Below are 22,539 nucleotides of genomic sequence, written 5' to 3'. Positions count from 1 at the left end.
TCGCTAGGGTGTTGAACCGCTTCGACAATCCGGTCGATCAGTCAGCGCGGACAGCAGGGAGGCGGTCGATGACCGGCAGCACGGGCCCGGGGCTACGGGACCTCACCGCTACCCGGGGGCTGCTCTACGGCGGCGACTACAACCCGGAGCAGTGGACCGCCGAGGTCTGGGCCGAGGACGTCGACCTGATGGTCGCGGCCGGCGTGAACCTGGTGACCGTCGGCGTGTTCGCGTGGAGCCGGATCGAGCCTCGCCCGGGGGAGCGGGACTTCGCCTGGCTGGACCGGGTCCTGGACCTGCTGGCCGGGGCCGGCATCGCCGTGGACCTGGCCACCCCGACCGCGAGCCCACCACCATGGCTGGCCCACGACCATCCCGATACCCTGCCGGTCACCGCGGACGGCGTGCGCCTGAGCCAGGGTTCCCGCAACCACTTCTGCCCGAGCTCGCCGACCTACCGTGCCCACGCGCTCGCGATCGCCTCGGACGTCGTGGCCCGGTACGCCGACCACCCGGCCGTCGTCATGTGGCACGTCGGCAACGAGTTCGGTCAAGTCTGCCACTGCGACGCGTGTGCGGCCGGGTTCCGGGCCTGGCTGCGGGCCCGGTACGGCGACGTCGCCGGCCTGAACGCCGCCTGGGCCACGACCTTCTGGTCCCAGGCCTACTCGCGCTGGGAGGAGATCGTGCCGCCCCGGGCGGCGCCGTACCTGATCAACCCGACCCAGCGGCTGGACTACCGCCGGTTCTGCTCCGACACCCTCCTGGAGCTGTACACGGCGCAGCGGGACGTGATCCGCGCGGCCGCCCCGGCCGTTCCGGTGACGACCAACTTCATGGGCTTCTTCCCGCACGTGGACTACTGGTCCTGGGCGGGTGCGCTCGACGTCATCTCCGACGACTCCTACCCCGACCCGGTCGACCCCGACGCCCCGGTCCTGGCCGCGCTCACCCACGACCTGATGCGGTCCCTCGCAGGCGGCCCCTGGCTGCTCATGGAGCAGGCCGTCGGCGCCGTGAACTGGCGCGAGCACAACCCGCCGAAGACGCCGGGGCGGATGCGCGCCGACGCCCTGCGCGCGATCGCGCACGGCTCCGACGGGGTGCTCTCGTTCCAGTGGCGGGCGTCGCGCGCCGGCGCCGAGCGGTTCCACTCCGCGATGCTGCCGCACGCCGGTGTGCGCACCCGCCTGCACCGCAGCGTCCGTGAGCTCGGCACGGACCTGGCCGCCCTCGCCCCCGTCGCGGGGTCGGAGATCCGGGCCCGGGTCGCGATCGCGTTCGACTGGTCCAGCTGGTGGGCCGCGGAGGAGCCGGGCGGACCGAGCGCGCGGCTGCGGGTGCTGCCGCAGGTGCTGTCCTGGTACCGGCCGCTGTGGCGGCGCGGGCTGGCCGTCGACCTGGTCCACCCGGAGGCGGACCTGACCGGCTACGACCTGGTCCTCGCTCCCCAGCTGCACCTGGTCACCGACGCCGCGGTGGCGAACCTGCGCGCCTTCACCGCGGCCGGCGGCACCCTCGCACTCGGGCCGTTCAGCGCCGTCGCCGACGCGAACACCGCGATCCGCACCGGGGAGTTCCCGGCGCCGTTCACGGACCTGCTGGGCGCCGGCGGCCAGGAGTGGTGCCCGCTGCCCGACGGCGGCGCGCACCTCGATCTGGACGGTCACCGCTACCCCGTGCACACCTGGGCGGAACGGCTCGAGGCGAGCTCCGCCGTCGTCCTCGGCAGGTTCGCCGGTGCGGACCTGGACGGCGCGCCCGCAGCCGTGCGTTCGCCGGACGGCCGGCTGCTCTACCTCGCCGCCGTCGGCGGCGACGACCTGCTCGAGGCCTGGGTGGCGACCTGCCTCGAGCAGGCCGGTGTGACGCCGTCGGGCCAGGTGGCGCAGCCACCACCCGGAGTGGAGGTCGCCGTCCGTGGCGACCACACGTTCCTGCTGAACCACACCCGCACGCCCGTCGCGGTACCGCTGACGCGGGCCTGCCGGGACGTCCTGACCGGCACCGACCACCCGCACACCGCACCCGTCCCGGCCGACGGCAGCGTCGTCCTGATCGAGAGGCAACCATGAAGTTCACCGACGGCTACTGGAACGTGCTGCCGGGCGTGGAGATCCTGCGCCCCCGGCACGTGGAGTCGGTCGAGGACGGCGGTGACTCGCTGACCGTGTACGCGGCCACCGCGCCGCTCACCCGCCGCGGGGACACGCTGAACCGGCCGATGGTGACGATCACGCTCGACTCACCCCTGGACGGGGTGATCGGGGTGCGGATCGAGCACTTCCGGGGCGGCCGGGAGCGGCGTCCGGCGTTCGAGCTGGAGTCCGCGCCCCCGGTCGTGCGGATCGACCGGCCCGAGGCGGGCGGCGAGCCGGCCACGTTCACCGCGGGCGACCTCACCGCGACCGTCGCGACCGAGGGGCCCTGGCGGCTGGAGTTCACGGACGCCGGCGGCCGGGTCCTGACCGGCTCCCAGGACCGCGGCGTCGGGATCATCTCCACCGACGACGGCTCCCACTACGTCCGCGAGCAACTGGACATCGGCGTCGCCGAGCACCTGTACGGACTCGGTGAGCGGTTCGGGCCGCTGGTCAAGAACGGTCAGTCGATCGACATCTGGAACGAGGACGGCGGCACCGCGTCGGACCAGGCGTACAAGAACGTCCCCTTCTACGTCTCCGACCGCGGCTACGGGGTGTTCGTGGACCACCCGGAGCGGGTCTCCTTCGAGGTCGGCACCGAGGTGGTCTCCCGCACCCAGTTCTCGGTGCCGGGTCAGGTGCTGCAGTACTACGTCATCGGCGGGTCCGACCCGAAGGAGGTGCTGCGCCGGTACACGGCCCTGACCGGCCGCCCGGCGCGGGTGCCCACCTGGTCCTACGGGCTGTGGCTGTCCACCTCGTTCACCACCGACTACGACGAGGAGACGGTCACCTCCTTCATCGACGGCATGGCGCAGCGGGACCTGCCGCTGTCGGTGTTCCACTTCGACTGCTTCTGGATGCGCCAGTTCCACTGGTGCGACTTCGTGTGGGACCCGGCCACGTTCGGCGACCCGGAGGGCATGCTGAGGCGGCTCCACGAGCGCGACCTCAAGGTGTCGGTGTGGATCAACCCCTACATCGCCCAGCGCTCGCACCTGTTCGCGGAGGCCGCCGAGCTCGGCTACCTGGTCACGACGCCCACGGGGGACGTGTGGCAGTGGGACATGTGGCAGGCCGGGATGGCACTCGTGGACTTCACCAACCCCGGCGCGTGGACCTGGTACCAGGACAAGCTCAGAGTGCTGCTGCGCCAGGGCGTGGACGCGTTCAAGACGGACTTCGGCGAGCGGATCCCCACCGAGGTCGTCTGGCACGACGGTTCCGACCCGGAGCGGATGCACAACTACTACACGCACCTGTACAACGCGTGCGTCTTCGAACTGCTCCAGAAGGAGCGGGGGACCGGAGAGGCGGTGCTGTTCGCCCGGTCCGCGACCGCGGGCGGGCAGCAGTTCCCGGTGCACTGGGGTGGGGACTGCGAGTCCACGTTCGCCTCGATGGCGGAGTCGCTGCGCGGGGGGCTGTCCCTGGCGATGTCCGGTTTCGGGTTCTGGAGCCATGACATCGGCGGCTTCGAGGGGATGCCGGAGGCGGCCGTGTTCAAGCGGTGGCTCGCGTTCGGGATGCTGTCCTCGCACAGCCGCCTGCACGGGTCGTCCTCCTACCGGGTGCCGTGGGCGTTCGACGACGAGGCGGTGGACGTGGCCCGCCGGTTCATCCACCTGAAGCACGAGCTGATGCCCTACCTGGCCCGGGCCGGCCAGATCGCCACCGACGAGGGGGTGCCGGTGATGCGGCCGATGGTCCTGGAGTTCCCCCGTGACCGCAGCGCGGCCGCGGCGGACACCCAGTACCTGCTCGGCGACTCGTTGCTGGTGGCCCCGGTCTTCGACGTCGACGGCGAGGTGGAGTTCTACGTGCCGGAGGGCACCTGGACGAACCTGCTCACCGACGAGCGGCTGACCGGCCCGCGGTGGGTGCGCCAGCGGCACGGCTTCGACACCCTGCCGGTGCTCGTGCGGCCCGGCACCGTGCTGCCGCTCGGGTCGCGCACCGACCGCCCGGACTACGACTACGCCGACGGGGTGCGGCTGGCGGTGTTCGAGTTCGCCGACGGCGAGGTCGCCACCGTGAGCATTCCGACGGCGGACGCCTCGGGCACCGCGGCGACGTTCACGGTGACCCGCGCCGGTCACCGCCTCGACGTGCGCGCCGCCGGGACGGACCGCCCCTGGTCGGTCCTGGTCGGCGGCGCCGAGCACCGCGCGAGCGGGGATACCCTCTCACTGGACGTCCCGCCGGCGTGGGCGGGGCTCGACACCGACGGAGCAGCTCGTGACCAGTCTTGAGACCAACGCAGTGACCACCGACACGGCCGCGACGGCGACCCAGGGGCGCCGCTTCGACCCCGCCTTCCTCTGGGGCTCGGCCACCGCTGCGTACCAGGTGGAGGGCGCCGCCACCGAGGGTGGCCGCGGGCCCTCGATCTGGGACACGTTCTCGCACACTCCCGGCAAGACCCTGAACGGCGACACCGGCGACGTCGCGATCGACCACTACCACCGGGTCGGCGAGGACGTCGCCCTGATGAGGTCCCTCGGGCTCGGCGCGTATCGGTTCTCGATCTCCTGGCCTCGGGTGCAGCCCGGCGGGTCCGGCCCGGCGAACCCCGAGGGCCTGGCGTTCTACTCCCGGCTCGTCGACGAGCTGATCGCCGCCGGCATCGCGCCCGTGGTCACGCTGTACCACTGGGACCTTCCGGCCGAGCTGGAGGAGGCCGGGGGCTGGACGAACCGGGCCACCGCCTACGCATTCGCCGACTACGCCCGGATCGTCGCCGCCGAGCTCGGTGACCGGGTGAGTCTGTGGACCACCTTGAACGAGCCGTGGTGTGCGGCCTTCCTCGGCTACGCCGCGGGCGTGCACGCCCCCGGTCGGACCGAACCGGTGGCGGCCCTGCAGGCGGCGCACCACCTGAACCTGGCCCACGGGCTGGCCGCCCGCGCGATCCGGGACGAGCTCGGCTCCGGCACCCCGATCTCGATCACCCTGAACCTGCACGTCACGCGTCCGGTGGACCCGGACTCGCCCGCCGACGTCGACGCCGTCCGGCAGCTCGACGCGGTCGGCAACCGGATCTGGCTGGATCCCCTGTTCCACGGCACCTATCCGGCCGACCTGCTCGCGGACACCGCACACCTGACCGACTGGTCCTTCGTGCAGCCCGGTGACGGCGAGCTCATCAAGGTCCCGCTCGACTCCCTCGGCGTGAACTACTACTCGACGTCCCGGGCCCGCCGGCACGCGGGCGAGGGGGAGCCGGAGCGGGCCGACGGCCACGGCGAGGGGGCGAGCCCCTGGGTGGGCGCGGACACCGTGGAGTTCCTCGAGATGCCCGGCCCGTTCACCGCGATGGGCTGGAACATCGACCCGGACGGTCTCCTGGAACTGCTGCTGCGGCTGCGCGACGAGCATCCGGACACGCCGCTGATGATCACCGAGAACGGCGCCGCGTTCGACGACGAGGTGGGTCCGGACGGCGTGGTGCACGACGCCGACCGCGTCTCCTACCTGCACGGCCACCTGGACGCCGTCGCCCGGGCGGTCGAGGCGGGCGCCGATGTGCGTGGGTACTTCGTCTGGTCCCTGTTCGACAACTTCGAGTGGGCGTTCGGCTACGACCGCCGGTTCGGCATCGTCCGGGTGGACTACGACACCCAGGCCCGAACCCCGAAGGACTCCGCGCGCTGGTACGCCGATCTGATCGCCACCCGCACCCTCTGAGCCGGGGGTCCGGTCGCGCCCGCCCGCGGGCTGGGGCGACCGGACCATCGACCTGCCGATCACCTCGGCCGGTGACGATGACCGGCGTGCCTCCAGCGCACCCCGAGGGGCCCTTGACGTGCTGGTTCCCGAACGGCTAGACATGGCTCACTCGCGGCGTTGCGAGTCCATCTACTCGGGGACGGTTCCAGTGTCCAAGACACGATCACGCCTTGTTGCCCTGCTTGCGACTGCCGCTCTGGCCCTGGGGTTCGCCCCGGCCGCGAGCGCGCACGTGCCCACGGAGCGGACCGACCCGCCCGATGCCGACACCTCCTCCCTGGAGTCCGCCGACGTCTCGGGCTCGACATCGCTCGCGCGCGACCGCGGCACCGTGCTCAGGCTCGGCACGGCCGCGACCGCCGAGCTGTACATCGTCCAGCTCGAGGCGCCGACCGTCTCCGCGTACGAGGGTGGCATCCACGCACTGCAGGCGACCAGGCCGGACGCGGGGGAGCGGCTGGACCCGTCCTCGGCGCCGGTCCAGGACTACCGGTCCTACCTCGCCGACGAGCAGGGCGAGCTCACCCAGGCGATCGAGGCCGAGATCGGCCGGACCCCCGACGTGAGCTTCTCCTACACCTACGCCCTCAACGGCATCGCGCTGGAGCTGACCACCGACGAGGCGGCGGCGGTCGCGCGGCTGAGCGGCGTCACGTCGGTCGTCGTCGATGTCGAGCGTCAGCTGCAGACCGACAACGGCCCGGCGTGGATCGGTGCCCCGTCGATCTGGGACGGCAGCGCCACCGGCGTGGCCGGCACTCGGGGCGAGGGCATCGTCGCCGGCGTCCTCGATACCGGTGTGAACCCGTCGAACCCGTCCTTCGCGGACTCGGTGCCCGCGTCCGCCGGGGGAGACGGCTACGACCACACGAACCCGAGGCCGGGTTTCGTCGGGATGTGCGACCCCGCGAACACCGAGCAGTACGACCCACGGTTCGTGTGCAACGACAAGCTGATCGGCGCCTGGGACTTCGTGGGTGACGGTCCGTTCGACACCGACGGCCACGGCTCGCACACGGCCAGCACGGTCGCCGGCAACCAGGTGGACGCGGTCGTGGAGGGCCCCTCCGGCATCAGCGAGACCCGCCGCATCCAGGGCGTTGCCCCGCACGCGAACCTGATCACCTATGACGTCTGCACCACCGGCTGCTCGACGGCCGCTATCACGGCCGCGATCGACCAGGCGATCGACGACGGCGTCGACGTCATCAACTACTCGATCGGCTCGGACACGCCGTCGAGCGTGTGGGCCGATCCCGACACCCTGGGCTTCCTGAACGCCCGCGCGGCCGGCGTCTTCGTCGCGACGTCGGCGGGCAACGACGGCCCGGGCGCCGCGACCCTGGGCTCGCCGGCCGACGCGCCCTGGCTCACCAGCGTCGCGAACTCCACGCACGACCGCCGGTACGTGAACGCGGCGACCGGTCTGAACCGCACCGACGGCGTCCCCCACCCCGACATCTCCGGGCTCGGATTCACCGTCGGCTACGGGCCGGCGCCCGTCGTCTACGCGGGCGACCACGGCAACCCGCTGTGCCTGGCCGGGATCTTCCCGGAGGGTACTTTCGACGGCCAGATCGTGGTGTGCGACCGCGGCGAGAACGGTCGCGTCGAGAAGGGACAGGTGGTCCTGGCCGCTGGTGCGGGCGGCATGGTCCTCGCCAACGACGAGGCCAGCGGCTCATCGCTGACCGGTGACGCGCACGTCCTGCCCGCGGTCCACATCACCTATGCCGACGGTGTCTCGCTCAAGACCTGGCTCGCCGAGGGCGACGGACACGTCGGGTCCATCGCCGGCGCGTCGCTCGACATCCGGCCCGAGAACGGCGACGTGACGTCCGCGAGCTCGAGCCGCGGTCCGAACCGGGCGATCGATCTCGTCTCGCCGAGCGTCACCGCCCCCGGCACCGACATCCTCGCCGCCTACGGCGCGTCGACGGTCGAGGCGGAGGTGGCGCCGACGTGGAACTTCGTCTCCGGCACCTCGATGGCGAGCCCGCACGTCGCCGGGGCCGGTGCACTCCTGTCCGCGCTCGAGCCGACCTGGACGCCCGCCGAGATCCAGTCGGCCCTGATGACGACGGCCAGCACCGCGAACGTCACGAAGGAGGACGGCACGACGCCGGCGGACCCGTTCGACATGGGCTCGGGTCGCGTGGACCTGCAGGCCGCCGCCAATGCCGGGCTCCTGCTCGACGAGACGATCGCCGACTATCTGGCGGCCGACCCGGGCCTCGGCGGCGACCCGAGGTCGCTGAACGTGGCCAGCATGGCCGACGGTCAGTGCCTGCAGACCTGCTCGTGGACGAGGACGGTCACCGGCTCCGCCGACGGCAGCCTCGCCTGGACGGCGGCCGCCGCCGCCGCCGAGGGGATGTCGCTGACCGTGGAACCGTCCACGTTCACCCTTGCCGAGGGGCAGACGCAGGAGATCACCGTCACCGCGGACGTCTCCGGCGCCGAGGCGGGCACCTGGCTCTTCGGGGAGGTCACACTGACCCCCTCGACCGAGGGCGTCCCGACCGCTGCCCTGCCGGTGGCGGTGCTGCCCTCGACCGGTGTCCTTCCGGACGAGGTGGTCATCGACACCCGGCGGGACGCGGGCTCGACGCTCGCCGAGGGCCTCGAGTCCATCGAGATCAGCGACCTGCACGCCGAGGTGGCCGGTCTCACGCCGTCCGTGGCGACCGAGTACTCGGTGCCTCAGGACCCGACCAACCCCGACCCCTACGACAACGCGACCGGAACGGTCGTCCTGACGTTCGACGTGCCCGAAGGGGCCGCGAGGTTCGTGACCGACGTGACGGCGTCCACGGCGACCGACATCGACCTCTTCGTCGGGCAGGGGACGACCCCGAGCGCCGCGACCGAGGTCTGCGCCAGCACGACGGCGGGCGCGATCGAGCGGTGCGACGTCGGCGCACCCGAGGCCGGCACCTGGTGGGTGGTGCTGCAGAACTGGGAGGCGTCCGCCCCCGACGCGACCGACACGGTCACGCTCGGCGTCGCGGTCGTGGCCGGCGACGCCGGCAACCTGAGCGTGGAGGGGCCGACGTCCAACCCGGGCGGCACCCCGTTCGACCTGCGGGTGTTCTACGACGAACCGGCACTGGAGGAGGGCCAGCGCTGGTTCGGCGCGATCAGCCTGGGCTCCTCGCCGGGCTCGCCCGGTGACATCGGGATCCTGCCGGTGACGCTGAACAGGTTCGCCGACGACGTCACGAAGACGGCCGACGTCGAGGTGGCCTCGCCGGGCGACACGGTGACGTACACGCTCACCGTGGAGCCGAACGTCACCGACACCGATCTCGAGTACACGCTCACGGACACGATCCCGGCGGGCCTGACCTACGTCGAGGGCTCGGCGACCGGTGGTGCGACGGTGACCGACGGCGTCCTCTCCTGGCAGGGGACCCTGCCCACCGCCGTCGGTGCCGAGGGCACCTACGCCGTCACGAGCAGTGGTGAGAACCCGACGTGTGCCAACCCGTTCGACGGCGGCGGTTACGTCGACCTGGCCAGTCTCGGGAACTTCGCGACGAACCCTGGGATCTCGGGTGACACGGCGGCGTTCACGGTCTCCAGCACGGTCGCTCCGTTCAGCTTCTACGGCATCGCCTACGACGCGATCTCGCTGACCGACGACGGGTTCGTGATCTTCGACGGTGCCTCGAACTACGGCGGCAGCCCGTGGGCACCGCAGGCCGTGCCCGACGCGGCGCTGCCGAACAACCTGCTGGCCATGCTCTGGCAGGACATGGAGATCGTCTACGACCAGGCCACGAACAAGGGTGTGACCCTGGTCAACCTGGGCGGCACCGGTGCGGGCAGCCTGCTGGTCATCGAGTACGACGACGTCCAGCTCTACGGCGACCCGGACAGCACCTACGACGTGGAGATCTTCGCCCTCCGCGGCCAGGACGACACGGCCGGCCAGTACGAGTTCTACGTCGCCTACGACAACGTCACCGGTTCGGTGGCGGGACCGCTGACGATCGGAGCCGAGAACGTGCCGGGCACCTCGGGCCAGGCGCTCGTGAACAACGCCTCGGGTGCGGGCGTCGTCGCGAACGACACCGTCGTGTGCTTCGACTACCAGGGCCCGACGTTCGACCCGGTGACGATCACCTACCAGGCCACCGTCGACGACTCGGGCCTCGGCAACGGTGACGTGCTGACCAACGAGGTCACCCACGTGACGGACAACCCGGGCGCGCAACCGGTGACCACCGGCGTCGGCGTGACGGTCGAGGGCGTCTACGAGATCCCGGTCGTCACGATCGAGGGCACGCGCAACGCGCAGGAGCCGCGTACCGACGGGCAGTTCACCTTCACGCGGACCGGTGACCTCTCCGAGCCGCTCACGGTGCGCTACCGCGCGGAGCCCACCTGGCGAGCAATCCCGGGGATCGACTACGTGCGCCTGGACGGTATGGTCACCTTCGCCGCCGGGGCCGCCACCGCCACGGAGACGGTGGACGTCATCGACCGCTGGCTGCCGATCATCTATCGGCGCACGCTCACGCTGACGGTCCTCGACCGGGACGCGTACGACGTCGGTGATCCGGGCTCGGCGTCGATCGACATCAAGACCGACTGGCGCTGGCCGTGGCAGCACGGCGTCCCGAAGCCGGTCTAGCAGTCACCACGGGCCCGTCGCCACCGGTGCGGTGACGACGGGCCCGCTCTGCTGCCCGACCCGACGTGCGGGGAGAAATCGGAGCCTGGCCCGCGAGCCACGCCGCCGCCCGTGCGACGAGCCGCACCCCGAGCTCGGCGTCGAGTCGGTGCTGGACGTCAGGCGTGGTCGAGCACGAACGCCCGCATGAGCTCGGCGCACTCGACGGCGTGGGTCGCCAGCAGGAAGTGCCCGGCGTCGTAGAGGTGTGAGTCGACGCGCTGCAGGGCCCGGTGGTAGGCGAGCACCTCATCGAGGTCGAAGTAGACGTCACGGCTGCCCCACAGCACGAGCGCCGGGGGCTGGTGGGCGCTGTGGTACGCGGCGAGCTCGTCGAAGCGGGCGACGTGGCTGGCGTAGTCGGTGAACAATGCGAACTGGGCCTCGATGTTGCCGGGCCGCCTCATCCGCTCCCAGTCGAGGTGCCAGGACTCGGGCGGGTGCAACTCACGCAGATGGTCGGGCAGCCCGGCGAGGTACTGGTCGCGGGTGCCGGCGAAGTTCAGCCAGTCCCCGAGTTCGGCGCGGTTGCCGTCCGTCGGCTCCGCCCAGTACTCCCTGGCGGCGTCCCACTGGGTGCCAAGGCCCTCGGCATGGGCGTTGCCGTTCTGGACGATCAGCCCGGCCACACGCTCAGGGGAGCGGGTGGCCAGGTGGTAGCCGACCGGTGCGCCGAAGTCGTGGAGATAGAGGAAGAAGCGCTCAACCCCAAGTGTGTCGAGCAGCCTCTCGACCGTCCGGGAGAGGTTCTCGAAGGTGTAGTCGTAGGCGTCGACGGTCGGTGCCGAGGAGAGCCCGAACCCGGGAAGGTCGGGCGCGATCACATACGCCACCTCGGCCACCTGCGGCATGACCTGGTGGAACGTGTGCGACGAACTCGGGAACCCGTGCAGCAACAGCACCGCCGGCCCGTCCGGGCTGCCGGCCTCGCGGTAGAACACCTCGAGCCCGTCGACATCGGCCCGTCGGTGGCGCACCTTCCGGATCGTCTGCATCGCGTCCTGCCTCGAGGGGTCGGCGGCACGGTACCGCAGTCAGGCTACCGACATCCGCAGGCCCGGGCATGTCGGCAATTCTGGGGGAGAATGGCGCCATGGCCCGCAAGTCCCGCCGCCGCCCCTACGACGAGCCGCACCCCGAGCTCGACGTGGAGTCGGTGCTGCGCGGGCGGGCCCGGACCGAGACCCGGGCCGACGGGTCGCAGTGGTCGGTGCGGCCGGTCTCCGGCGGCGCGAAGGCCTACCGCTGCCCGGGCTGCGCGCAGGAGATCCCGCCCGGGGTGGCCCATGTGGTGGCGTGGGGCGAGGACCACCTGTTCGGTGCCGAGGCCGCACTCTCCGAGCGTCGGCACTGGCACACCGCATGCTGGAAGGCCAGGGACCGCCGCAGGCCGAGTTGAGCCGTCAGGGGAGGTCCCAGGTGTGCACCGGCTCGTTGGCGTGCATGCCGTGCATGTACCGGCGGAGCATCTCGTTCAGGGCGGCCTCGCGGTCGAGGCCGGACCGCTCGAGCGCGGCCACGGTCTCGACCTGCCACCACGCTCCGTTGCGGCGCAACTTCGCCCGGGCCTCGATCACGCCGAGGTACCGATCGATGACCGACGTGGACACGTGCCGTCGGCGCAGTCCCTCCGCGGCGAGGGGGAGCAGGTGGCGCAGCACTAGCTCGTCCCAGGGCACCTCGCCGTAGCCGGGCCAGTACAGCACCGAGTCGACGCCGTCGCGGGCCGCCGTCTCGAAGTTGGCCCGGGCGCCGTCGAAGGACATCTTCGTCCAGGCCGGGCGGTCCTCGGTGGCGAGCATCTGCAGGGCGCCGTAGTAGAACGCGGCGTTCGCGAGCACGTCCACGACGGTCGGCCCGGCCGGCAGCACCCGGTTCTCCACGCGTAGGTGCGGGACGCCGTCGACCACGTCGTAGACGGGGCGGTTCCACCGGTACACGGTGCCGTTGTGCAGACGCAGTTCCTGCAGCCGCGGCGCCCGCCCGGCGGCGAGCTCGGCCTCCGGATCCTCCTCGGTGGTCTCCGGCAGCAGCGCCGGGAAGTACCGCACGTTCTCCTCGAACAGGTCGAAGATCGACGTGATCCAGCGGTCCCCGAAGAACACCGGCGGGCGCACCCCCTGGTTGCGCAGTTCGGGGGAGCGAGTGTCCGTGGCCTGCAGGAACAGCTCGATCCTGGTCTCGGCCCAGAGCTGGCGGCCGAACAGGAACGGGGAGTTGGCCCCGACCGCGAGCTGCGGCCCGGCCAGCAGCTGGGCCGCGTTCCAGTTCGCGGCGAAGTCGCCGGGGTTGACCTGCAGATGCAGCTGCACCGACGTGCAGGCGGACTCCGGGGCGATCGTCGCGGTCAGCATCCGCAGGTGCTCGACGCCGGCGATGTCGAGTTGGATGTTCTCCCGCCGGGCCGCGAACACCGCCTCCTCCAGGGCCTGGTAGCGCGGGTTCGCGCTCATCCAGTCCCCGGTGAGGTGCTCGGGCGTGAGGGTCGGCAGGATCCCGACCATGACGATCGCTGAGCCGGAGCGGGCGGCCCGTTCGTCCGCGTGATCGAGGGAGGCACGCAGGCTGGTCTCGAGGTCCAGCACGGCGTCGCCGGGCAGGGACTGCGGTGGCACGTTCAGTTCGATGTTGTAGCGCGCCAGCTCGGTCTGGAACGCCGGGTCCGCGATCGCGGCCAGCACCTGCGCGTTCGCCATCGCCGGGCGCCGCTCGTCGTCGACCAGGTTGAGCTCGATCTCCAGACCGGTCAGCGGCCGGTCCGCCTCGAACATCTCGGTCGCGAGCATCCGCTCGAACACGTCCAGGCATCGGCGGACCTTCTCCCGGTAGCGCTGGCGCTGCTCCCGGGTGAACGTCGGAGAGGAGATCTCATCACCCACAACTGCCTCCCGGTGCCGGTGATCGCCGCCGGATCGGCGGCGTCCCTGAAGCAAACCAGGATCCGTCCCGCGCCGCCACAGGTCGTTGCAGCGGTCGATGGGTAGGGCGATGGGTAGGGTCGGGTGCGGGAGGTCAACCATGAGCGCACTCGCCCTGCACCGGTACGGCCCGGAGGCCGACGCCGGCATTCCCCTGGTCCTGCTGCACGGGTTCCCGTTCGACTCCAGGATGTGGTCCTACGTGGTCACGTCGCTGCCGTTGGTCCCGGTGGTCGCGGTGGACGCGCCGGGGTTCGGGGCCTCACCGGCCCTGCCCGACGGCGGCCTGGAGGCCTTCGCGGACGAGGTCGCCTCGTCGTTGGCGGGCGTGGGTATCACCCGCGCGGTCGTCGCCGGCTTGTCGATGGGTGGTTACGTCGCGCTCGCTCTCGCCGAGCGGCACCCGGACCTGCTGGCCGGGATCGCCCTGCTGGACAGCAAGGCGAGCTCCGACGACGAGGCCGGCAGGGCCAAGCGCCTCGAGGTCGCCCGGGCGGCCCGGGGCGCTGCCGGTGCTGACGGCGCCGCCGGTGCGGCCGTCGTCGCCCCGATGCTGGCGACCGTGCTCGGCGACACCACACGAGCGCACCGGCCCGAGGTGGTCCGCGAGGTCAAGGACTGGCTCGCGCAGGCACCGCCGGCGGCGATCGCCTGGGCCCAGGAGTCGATGGCGGTGCGCCCGGACCGGCACGCGGCACTGGAGGGGCTCGCCGGGCGCCGCGTGCCCGCTCTGGTGCTGCGCGGCACCGAGGACACCATGGCGTCGGCCGATGACCACGAGCGGATGGCACGGGCGCTCGGGGTCGACGTGAGCGAGGTCCCGGAGTCGGGACACCTCTCGGCGGTGGAGACCCCGCAGCCGGTGGCGCACGCGCTCGCGGCCCTTCGGCACACCGTCTCGTACTGACGCCACCGGCCACGTCTGGCCCGGGGTGTGCGCCATGGATGTGGTGTCAGCGCGTTGGTGCGGGTCAGCGAGTGTCTCTGGCGTGCTGTGCACGATCAGACCCGTCGTGGGCGCTGGGTGCGTTCGGCCCGATAAGGGGGTGGTGTGGTGCGCGCTCGCAGCGCCACACTCCGCTTCACCCTCGGCCGGTGCCCGCCCGTTCTGGTCCCTTGTGGTGTGATCGCGACGTGTCGGGCGCGTCGTTGTCGCACCGTTACGGTGTCGCGGTCCTGGGGCGAGCGAGGAGGAGGGTGGGGCCTGGGGTGCGGCGTGCCAGGGTCGAGGTGGGTGTGTGTCATCTGATGGCACCACCACACACCTGACGCACACCCTCTGGCCCGATGTCGCACCAGCCACGTCGGACCGGTCGGGTACCGTCGAGGCCACGATCACCGACGATCGAGGGGAGAATCGTGAGGTTCGTAGCTGGGCTCGTGGCCGGGTTGCTTGCCGGAACCGTCTACGTGCTGACGTGTGGTTTGCTCGCGATACGTGCCGAGGCAGTGCGTGCCGGTGCGATCGTGGACCTCGACAACCAGATCGTCGCGATCACGGATCCCCGTTTTCCCATCCTGCCGTTCGCCTTGAGTGCCGCCGCGGGTGCCGCCATGGTCTACGGACTCGTGTATCGCGCTGGGTCGCGCAGGTCGCCAGCAGACGTTGGGCTCGTCTGTGGTGCCCTGGTGGCCTGTGTCTCGCTGATCGCGTGGTCAGCGACCAGCGATGCTGACCACCTGGCGCGACCGGCGTCCTTCGCCGTCGGCTGGGAGGGCTGGGTGCAGTTCGGTGGTCGGAGCCAAGCGGTCCACCTCGTCACGGTGCTTCTGGGCGTCACTCTGGTGCGGGCCCTCTGGGCTGTCTGGCAGCTGCGGGAGGCTCGCGGTGAGTCCGGGTCCGAGGCGTCGCGGGACGCTCCGTCCATGGAAGTGCGGCCCTGACGCCCTTGCGGACTGGGCGCACGCCCGTGCGGCCCCGTCCATGTGGCGACGGTCGTGTCGGGGCCGTCCCGGCTCGCTACCCCGCGTCCGAGCCGGTGTCGCCGGAACTTGCATCCGACCACCCCGGCAGGAGCCGGTCCAGGGCGGCGCTCAGGTCGATGGAGTCGCCGTCGCGGCCGCCGGCACCGAGCACGAGTGGCGCGGGCGACGGGGACAGCCGCACTCCGCGGACCCGGTCGAGCACGCTCAACGGCGCGGTGAGGACGTAGAACGCACCGTCGGTGCCCACGCCGGCGGTGCGGTCCAGGCGCAGGTACCAGCCGCGCACCGAGCTGCGCGCCGAGCCCCGGCCGCCGTACCCGCGGACCATCAGGTCCTCCGCGGGCAGGTCCGCCGAGGTCGCCGCCGCCGCGAACTCCCGGAGCATCGCGCCGGCACGTGCGTTCTCGGCGGCCTTGCGGGCCTTCAGCCGGCGCTCGTGCTCACGCGCGGCCTCGGTGCGCTGGGCGGCCCAGTTGGAGGAGGTCACGGGTTCGGCCGGGGCAGGGTGCGGACGGTGACCGGTTCAGCGACGCCGGCCGGTCGCCGAGAGAACCTCGGTGTCGCCGGACGCCGCCGAGGTCGCTGCCTCGTCGACCGTCTCGGCCGCGTCGGCGGCGTCGGCGGCGTCGGCATCGGCCGGGTCCGCCGCCCCCGGCTCGTCCGTCGACTCCGTCGACTCCGTGGCGTCAGTGGCGTCCGTGGCGTCAGTGGCATCCGGGGCGTCGCTGTCGGTGGCGTCCACCTCGGGCTCGTCCGAGACGGCGTCGGGCGTGTCCGCCTCGTCCTCGGTTGCCGCGGCCGCGTCGACCTCGGTCACGTCGGCCTGCTCGGCTGCGGCGAGGGTCAGGAGGTCCTCGTCCTGGACGGACTGGTCCTCGACCGTCGGGTCGGCGGACGACCCGTCCGCGAGGACCTCCTCCTCGGCCTCCTCGTCCACAGCGGCGACTTCGGGCTCGGTCTCGGCCAGGGCCGCGGCCTGCGCCACGTTGCCGGCGCCGAGCAGGGCGCGCAGCTCGTCGAGGTAGCCGGTGATGGACTCGCGCTGGCGGTTCAGGTCGTCGACCTGGCGCTGGGCGGTCCGCCGGTCGCGGTCCGTCTGGGCCGCGGTGTCGGTGCGCAGCAGGTCGGCGCTCTGACGGGCCTCGTGCACGATCCGCTCGGCGCTCGAGCGGGCGTCGGCGACCATCTGGGCCGAGAGCTCCTCGGCGCCCGCACGCAGTTCCTCGGCCTTCTCGAGGGCAGCCGCGACCCGCGCCTCGGCGTCCTGGGCGTGGGCCTGCGCGTCGGCGATCATCTGGTCGGTGTCCGCCTTCGCCTGGGCGTGCAGGGCGGCGTCGGACTCCTCGGCGGCCGCGCGCCGGGCCGCGATCTCGAGGTCGGCCTCCTCGCGCAGTTCGGCGACCGACTGCCTGACCGTCTCGGCCTCACTGGTGGCGGCACGCAGGATCTCCGCGGCCTCCTGCTGGGCGGTGGCGAGCGCGGCCTGGGCCTCCCGCCGGGCGTCCTCGCGCACGGCCTCGGCCTCGGCCTTGGCACCGGTGCGCAGGTCCTCGGCCTCGGCCTCGCTCGTGACGCGCAGCTCGCGCGCGATCCGCTCCGACTCGACCCGGGCCTGGGTGATCTCCTGCTCCGTGGTCGCGCGGAGGGTGCCCAGGTCCCGCTCCAGGCTGGCCTTGCGCTCGCTCTGCTCGGTGGCGGCGAAGCTCGCGATGCGGGCCGCCTCCCGCTCGGCCGAACCGACGAGCTCCTCGGCCCGGCGCTGCGCGGCGACCATCACGCCGTCGGTCGCGCTCGCGGCCGAGGCGGTGGTGTGCTCTGCGTCACGTCGCGCGTTCGCGAGACGTTCGGCGGCGTCGTTCTCGGCCTGGCTGGTGAGTTGTTCGGCCTGGGCCTCGGCGCGGGACACGACGTCGCGGGCCTGCTGGTTCGCCTGGGCGAGGACGTCCGTGGACTGTTCCTCGGCGGAGCGCAGCAGCATCTCGATGCGTGAACCCAGACCCGAGTAGCTCGGCTTCTCGGCCTCGCGCAACTGCACCTGGGCCTCCGACAACTGCCCGGAAATCTGCATGTTCGACGCGTCCAGGGACTCCACCTGGGAGCGTGCCTCGGCAAGCTTGCGTTCCAGGGAGTGCACGTGCTGGTCGACCTGCGCGCGGTCGTATCCACGCATCACGACAGGGAAGGTCGAAGGGTCGTCGGCCACGGGATCTCCTCGGAAGAACGTCACAGGGGTGTAGCGGGCCCTGGTGCGAACCGTTCGGCCGCGAAGGCCCCCGCCACGCCTCAGCCTAACCCCACGGTCCGGGGTGGTCACCAGGCCCCTCGGTCGGTCCCGATGCGCGAGATCACGGAAAGGTCACGTACCCTGGTAGGTCGTCGGTGTAGGGCCGGCTGTGGACAAACGGAGGGCTCTCAGCTCGTGCTTCGACGGATCTTAGCGGTCCTGCTCATCGTGCTCGGATTGGGCACGGCGGGTGCAGCGATCGCCTCAGGCACCGTGTGGCGACCCGACGAGGTGGTCACCGCCACCCTCCCCGCGGACCCGGAGGTACCGGTCGTGGTCACGGCGCCCGGCGTGCTGGACGTGGTGAACCCCGACGTGACGGTCACCGTGACCGGCGCCTCCGCCGAGACTCCTCTGGTGCTGGCGATGGGCCGTGAGTCCGACGTCCGCGCCTGGGTGGCCGACTCCCCGCACCTGGAGGTCACCGGCCTCACGGACTGGGAGACCCTCACCGTGGTCGACGGACCGGCGATCGACGAGCCGAGCGACGACGCGACCGACAGCACCGACGGCACCGACGGCACCGACGGCACCGACGGCACCGACGGCACTGCGACCGACGAGCCCACGACCGACGATGCGGCGACGGATGCGGCGACCGATGACGCGGCGAGCGACCCCTCGGCGTCGCCGACCGACGCCCCGGACGAGGCTGCCACCGTGCCGAACCCGGCCGGGTCCGACCTCTGGATCGAGGAGTTGACCGGCACCGGCGAACTCACCTACGACTGGACCGCCGTCGAGGGCCGCTGGATGTTGCTCGTCGCCACGGACGGGACCACCCCGGCCCCGCAGCTCGGGCTGACCTGGACGCGTGAGGTCGAGACCCCGTTCGTGGTCCCCGGCGTGATCGTCGGTGGCGTGCTCGTTCTGATCGGCCTTGTGCTGGGCATCATGACGTTGCTCGTGGACCGTGAGACCAAGCGGGCCCGGCTGCGCGCCGCGGCCGCCGGCACGGCCGCCGATGAGGCAGTCTCCGAGTCGACAGGGTCGACAGTGGCGACCGTCGGGACCGACGGTGCCCCGCTCACCCGCCGCCAGATCCGCGAGGCCGAGGCCCGGGCCGAGCAGGAGCGCCGCAACCCGCGCCGCCGCGACTCCGCAGCCTCCCCGGAAGAGGCGACCGTGGTCGCCGACGGAGCGGCGGTCACCGGTGCCGCCGCGGCACCGGAGGAGACCGCCACGACCGGTCCGGACCGGGACGCGGCCACCGGCAGCGCCGGGCCCGAGGACCAGCAGGCCGGTGCCGGCGACCTCGCCGACTGGGTCAGCAGTGGCCGCCCGGGTGCCGAGGCGGCACCGATCGAGACCTACGCCTCCGACGCACCGGGCGCGGGTCTGCCCGCGTCCGCCGACGACCAACCCGAGGCGGAGTCCACGACGCGCCGCCCGTGGTGGCGTCGCACTCCCGCGACCGACACCACGACCGACGGCGCGTCGACCGCCGAAGGTGAGTCCTCGCCCTCGGAGGATGACGGCGGCCGGCGCCGGCGCGGTTGGCGCCCTGACCGTTGGGGTGCTCCGACCACCGGTGCCGCCGGTGCGGCCGCCGCCGACGTGCCCGAACCGCCGGCCGGACCCGAGCCCGAACCACCGGCCGAGGCGAACCCGCAGGCGTCCGGCGCCTCCTGGCGTCAGACCTGGGGCCTCGGCGCGCCCACGGCCGCCGATGCCGAGAGCACCGGCGTGATCGAGCCCATCGAGCCGGCCGACGACCGACCTACCGACCAGCGAACGGAGGATGACTCATGAGGCAGACGCTCCGCCGTCGCCTGCAGGCATTCGCCGCGGCGACCGCCCTCGGCGCCATCCTGGCCTCCTGCGCCATCCCGGTCCCCGAGGTCGACGCCGACCCGGCGCCCACCGACCCGGTCCCCGTGTTGGACGAGTCCCGCCTCGAGCGGGTCCTCACCTCACTCGAGGAGACCATCGCGGCGGCCGACGAGGCCGGTGACGCCAGCCTTCTCGAGCCCCGGGTGTCCGGTGCGGCGCTGCGGGTGCGGACCGCCGAGTACGCGCTCGCCGCGGCGACGGCCAGCACCGAGACGCCGTACGCGGTGCAGCCGCTGACCGGGCTCGCCGACGTCGAGATCATCTCCAACACCGAGGCCTGGCCGCACACGGTCATGGTCGTCACCGAGATCCCCGACGGTGCGAACGTGCCGTTGCTGCTGACCCTCGAGCAGGCCACCCCCCGGGATGAGTTCGTGATGACGAACTGGATCCGCCTGTTCCCCGCCGTCACCATGCCGGCGACGACGATCGGGTCGATCGGCAGCCCGCAGGTGCCCCTGGACGCCGAGGGCCTGGTGCTGCCACCCGGTCAGGTCGTGGCCGCCTACGCCGACGTGCTCAGCAACGCGGACAGCCAGTACGCCGCCTCGTTCGCCGAGGACAACCTGCGCAGCGCGCTCACGGCCGAACTCACCGCGCTGTCCACCGCGGTGGAGGAGGCCGGGACCGTGGCCAATACGGTCACCGCTTCCACGGACCCGGTGCTCACCCTGGCCACCGAGGACGGCGGGGCCATCGTGATCGGGTCGATGGTCATGGGCCAGGTGTTCACGAAGACCATCGAGGACGCGACCCTTGAGGTCAGCGGCCGGCTCGCGGTACTCGCCGGCGGCGACGGCGAGGTCGACAACACCCTGACCGCGGCCTACGAGCAGATGGTGGCGTTCTACGTCCCGCCCGCGGCCGAGGGTGCGCAGATCACCGTCCTCGGCGGCGAGCACGTCCTCAGCGCGGTGGCCAAGCGCTGACCCGGGCCGGTTAGGATTTCGACCATGAGTCAACCTCCCTCCTCGTTGAATCTGCACGGCGCCGTCGACCTCTCGGCACTGGCCGGGCCGCCGCCCGGGAAGCAGCCCGCGGCCGCCGCAGGCCCCAGCGGTGGTGGCGGGGCCGTGATCGACGTCACCGAGGCCACGTTCAACGACGTGGTCCAGAAGTCCGCGCAGGTGCCGGTGGTGGTGGCGCTCTACCAGAACGCCGAGGCCAACAGCGACCAGTTGATGCCGGTCCTGACCGAGCTCGCCGGCTCCTACGCCGGTCGGTTCCTGCTCGCCCGGGTGGACGTGGCCACGAGTCCGCGGATCGCCCAGGCGTTCCAGGTGCAGGCGGTCCCGTCCGTGCTGGCCGTGATGAAGGGTCAGCCGCTGCCGCTGTTCCAGGGTGCCTACCCGGCCGAACAGATCCGTCAGGTCCTCGACGAACTGCTCCGGGTCGCCGCCGAGAACGGCGTCTCCGGCCAGGTGGACGCCTCGGTCGAGGAGCCGGCGGAGGCGCCCGAGCCGGAGCTGCCCCCGCTGATCCAGGCCGCCTACGACGCCATCGAGGCGGACGACCTCGACGGCGCTGCGGCGGCCTTCGAGCAGGCCCTCAAGGAGAACCCGGCGGACGCCGAGGCGAAGGCCGGGCTGGCCCAGGTCAACCTGCTGCGCCGCCTGAACGGGGTCGACGCGATCGGCGCCCTGAATGCCGCGCGGGACGCCGCCGCCGGGGACGTGCCGGTGCAGCTCACGGCCGCCGACGTGGAGATCGGCGCCGGGCAGCTCGCGGCCGGGTTCGCCCGGATCATCGGGGTGATCCGGGTCACCGCCGGCCAGGAGCGGGACGAGGCGCGGCTGCGCCTGCTCGACCTGTTCCTGCTCGCCCCCGACGACGCACCCGAACTCCTCAAGGCACGCCGCGACCTCGCCGTCGCGCTCTACTAGCCACTCGCGCTGGAAGCCAGTGCGAGGTTGTTGGCCTCAACTTCGCGGGCGGGGACAACAACCTCGCACTCGTCGGACCGTCCACAGGGCTCGGGCGAGGGGAGGGCAGATCGCGGTCCCATGAGGGATGGCGATTCAACCGGAACCGCGGGTTCGCGCGCTCGCGGGCGCGCAGGCTGGGCTCGTTGGCCGGGGTCAATGCCGCGAACTCGGAATCTGTGACCGTCGGCTCTCGAATCTGGTTCGGTCCGGGCTCTGGGTCCGGGTCACGCGCGGCGTCTACGACACGGGCCAGGCGGACCCGGCGGTCCATCCGCTCGATCGTGGACGTCTGAAGTCGGCCTGGCTGGCGGTCCTCGCGGCCCCGGCCGACGCGATCGTGGTGGGGTTGAGCGCGCTTGCCCTGCACGGCGTCCAAGGGCTGCCTCGACGGATCCCGGCGGAGGTGACGCTCCCGGGACGCCGGGGTGCGCCCGGGTCCACCGGAGTGACGATCCGCCGCTACGGCCCGCCCCTGGAGGTCGTGCGACTGAGGTCCGAGCCGGCCGGGGGTTCGCCGGTGAGGTCTCCGCTGCTCACGTCCGTGCGCGGGTCCTTCGTACACGCGCTGCCTGCGTTGTCGCGGGACACCGCCGTCGCGATGCTGGATTCCGGTCTGCATCAGGGACTGCTGCGCGAGCGAGACCTGGAATGGATCGCCGCGCGACTTCGTGGTCGACGCGGCGCCAGGACCGTGCGCGGGTGGCTCGAACTGGTGGACGGACGGGCCGAGTCACCGATGGAGTCCCTCGCTCGGCTCGACTGCCTCGACCACGGCGTGCCCCCGGACGATCTACAGGTGGAGGTGCGTGACGCACGCGGGATGTTCGTGGCGCGGGCCGACCTGGGCTGGCGCCGCCGGGACGGTCGCTGGGTGCTGGTGGAGGTGGATGGTCGTGACGTCCACTCCAACCCGGCCGCCCTCTTCGCCGACCGGGACCGGCAGAACGCGATCGCGACGCGCTCCGACGCCGTTCTCCTGCGGTTCACTGGCCGCGAGGTCTTGAGGGGCGGGGTCATTCCCGACCAGGTCCGCCGCGCCCTCGCCGCCTGACTCGCGTCGAAGGCGAGGTTCTCGGCTCTCCCCGAGCCCGGAGGGCCAACA

General features: G+C 72.3%; 15 protein-coding genes and 1 pseudogene. 12 read left to right on the top strand and 4 right to left on the bottom strand.

The window, feature by feature from the left end:
• The first annotated feature begins 68 nt into the window (after positions 1 to 68).
• The 4 genes from EXU48_RS07135 (at position 69) to EXU48_RS07120 (ending at position 10,512) form a co-directional block, all read left to right on the top strand.
• Complete coding sequence (locus EXU48_RS07135) at positions 69 to 2,075, top strand: beta-galactosidase (RefSeq protein WP_133106941.1); 2,007 nt, start codon at positions 69 to 71, stop codon at positions 2,073 to 2,075.
• On the top strand, positions 2,072 to 4,396 hold the full coding sequence (gene yicI / locus EXU48_RS07130) for an alpha-xylosidase (protein WP_133106940.1): 2,325 nt from the start codon (positions 2,072 to 2,074) through the stop codon (positions 4,394 to 4,396). The genes EXU48_RS07135 and yicI overlap by 4 nt, the downstream gene beginning before the upstream one ends.
• Positions 4,383 to 5,831, top strand: coding sequence for a GH1 family beta-glucosidase (locus EXU48_RS07125; RefSeq protein WP_407938725.1), 1,449 nt, complete (start codon positions 4,383 to 4,385; stop codon positions 5,829 to 5,831). Before yicI ends, EXU48_RS07125 begins: the two co-directional genes overlap by 14 nt.
• Before the next feature lie 190 nt (positions 5,832 to 6,021).
• On the top strand, positions 6,022 to 10,512 hold the full coding sequence (locus tag EXU48_RS07120; protein ID WP_165962715.1) for a S8 family serine peptidase: 4,491 nt from the start codon (positions 6,022 to 6,024) through the stop codon (positions 10,510 to 10,512).
• A 158-nt stretch (positions 10,513 to 10,670) separates the two neighbouring features.
• Here EXU48_RS07120 and EXU48_RS07115 read toward each other — a convergent pair whose 3' ends face one another.
• Positions 10,671 to 11,546 (bottom strand): alpha/beta fold hydrolase, encoded by an 876-nt coding sequence (locus EXU48_RS07115; RefSeq protein ID WP_133106938.1) that lies wholly within the window; start codon positions 11,544 to 11,546, stop codon positions 10,671 to 10,673.
• Positions 11,547 to 11,644: 98 nt separating this feature from the next.
• Between EXU48_RS07115 and EXU48_RS07110 the strand changes: the two genes are divergently transcribed.
• Positions 11,645 to 11,950: a hypothetical protein gene (locus EXU48_RS07110; RefSeq protein ID WP_133106937.1), complete on the top strand. Its 306-nt coding sequence runs from the start codon at positions 11,645 to 11,647 to the stop codon at positions 11,948 to 11,950.
• Positions 11,951 to 11,954: 4 nt separating this feature from the next.
• Here the strand turns inward: EXU48_RS07110 and EXU48_RS07105 are convergent, their stop codons facing one another.
• Positions 11,955 to 13,430 (bottom strand): glutamate-cysteine ligase family protein, encoded by a 1,476-nt coding sequence (locus EXU48_RS07105; protein ID WP_133106936.1) that lies wholly within the window; start codon positions 13,428 to 13,430, stop codon positions 11,955 to 11,957.
• 139 nt (positions 13,431 to 13,569) lie between these two features.
• On the opposite strand from EXU48_RS07105, the gene EXU48_RS07100 reads away from it, so the two are divergent.
• A complete protein-coding gene (locus EXU48_RS07100) occupies positions 13,570 to 14,376 on the top strand; it encodes an alpha/beta fold hydrolase (RefSeq protein WP_133106935.1) in 807 nt (268 codons plus the stop codon).
• Positions 14,377 to 14,828: 452 nt separating this feature from the next.
• Positions 14,829 to 15,353: a hypothetical protein gene (locus EXU48_RS07095; RefSeq protein ID WP_133106934.1), complete on the top strand. Its 525-nt coding sequence runs from the start codon at positions 14,829 to 14,831 to the stop codon at positions 15,351 to 15,353.
• A 76-nt stretch (positions 15,354 to 15,429) separates the two neighbouring features.
• Here EXU48_RS07095 and EXU48_RS07090 read toward each other — a convergent pair whose 3' ends face one another.
• Complete coding sequence (locus EXU48_RS07090; protein WP_133106933.1) at positions 15,430 to 15,882, bottom strand: hypothetical protein; 453 nt, start codon at positions 15,880 to 15,882, stop codon at positions 15,430 to 15,432.
• Between the two features lie 36 nt (positions 15,883 to 15,918).
• On the bottom strand, positions 15,919 to 17,568 hold the full coding sequence (locus EXU48_RS07085; protein WP_407938728.1) for a coiled-coil domain-containing protein: 1,650 nt from the start codon (positions 17,566 to 17,568) through the stop codon (positions 15,919 to 15,921).
• Between the two features lie 324 nt (positions 17,569 to 17,892).
• Between EXU48_RS07085 and EXU48_RS07080 the strand changes: the two genes are divergently transcribed.
• From EXU48_RS07080 to EXU48_RS24970, 5 genes and pseudogenes are all read left to right on the top strand, one after another.
• Positions 17,893 to 19,431 (top strand): hypothetical protein, encoded by a 1,539-nt coding sequence (locus EXU48_RS07080; protein ID WP_133106931.1) that lies wholly within the window; start codon positions 17,893 to 17,895, stop codon positions 19,429 to 19,431.
• On the top strand, positions 19,428 to 20,441 hold the full coding sequence (locus tag EXU48_RS07075; RefSeq protein ID WP_133106930.1) for a hypothetical protein: 1,014 nt from the start codon (positions 19,428 to 19,430) through the stop codon (positions 20,439 to 20,441). The genes EXU48_RS07080 and EXU48_RS07075 overlap by 4 nt, the downstream gene beginning before the upstream one ends.
• A 24-nt stretch (positions 20,442 to 20,465) precedes the next feature.
• On the top strand, positions 20,466 to 21,395 hold the full coding sequence (locus EXU48_RS07070; protein WP_133106929.1) for a tetratricopeptide repeat protein: 930 nt from the start codon (positions 20,466 to 20,468) through the stop codon (positions 21,393 to 21,395).
• 127 nt (positions 21,396 to 21,522) lie between these two features.
• Positions 21,523 to 21,666: pseudogene (locus tag EXU48_RS25485) on the top strand (type IV toxin-antitoxin system AbiEi family antitoxin domain-containing protein); the annotation flags it as partial.
• Between the two features lie 288 nt (positions 21,667 to 21,954).
• Positions 21,955 to 22,488, top strand: a complete 534-nt coding sequence (locus tag EXU48_RS24970; RefSeq protein WP_235856886.1) for a hypothetical protein — start codon at positions 21,955 to 21,957, stop codon at positions 22,486 to 22,488.
• Positions 22,489 to 22,539 lie beyond the last annotated feature (51 nt).

This window comes from Occultella glacieicola, assembly GCF_004353825.1.
GTDB lineage: Bacteria > Actinomycetota > Actinomycetes > Actinomycetales > Beutenbergiaceae > Occultella > Occultella glacieicola.
The sequence above is the reverse complement of the archived record's forward strand: the minus strand, read 5'-3'. Positions and strand labels throughout refer to the sequence as shown.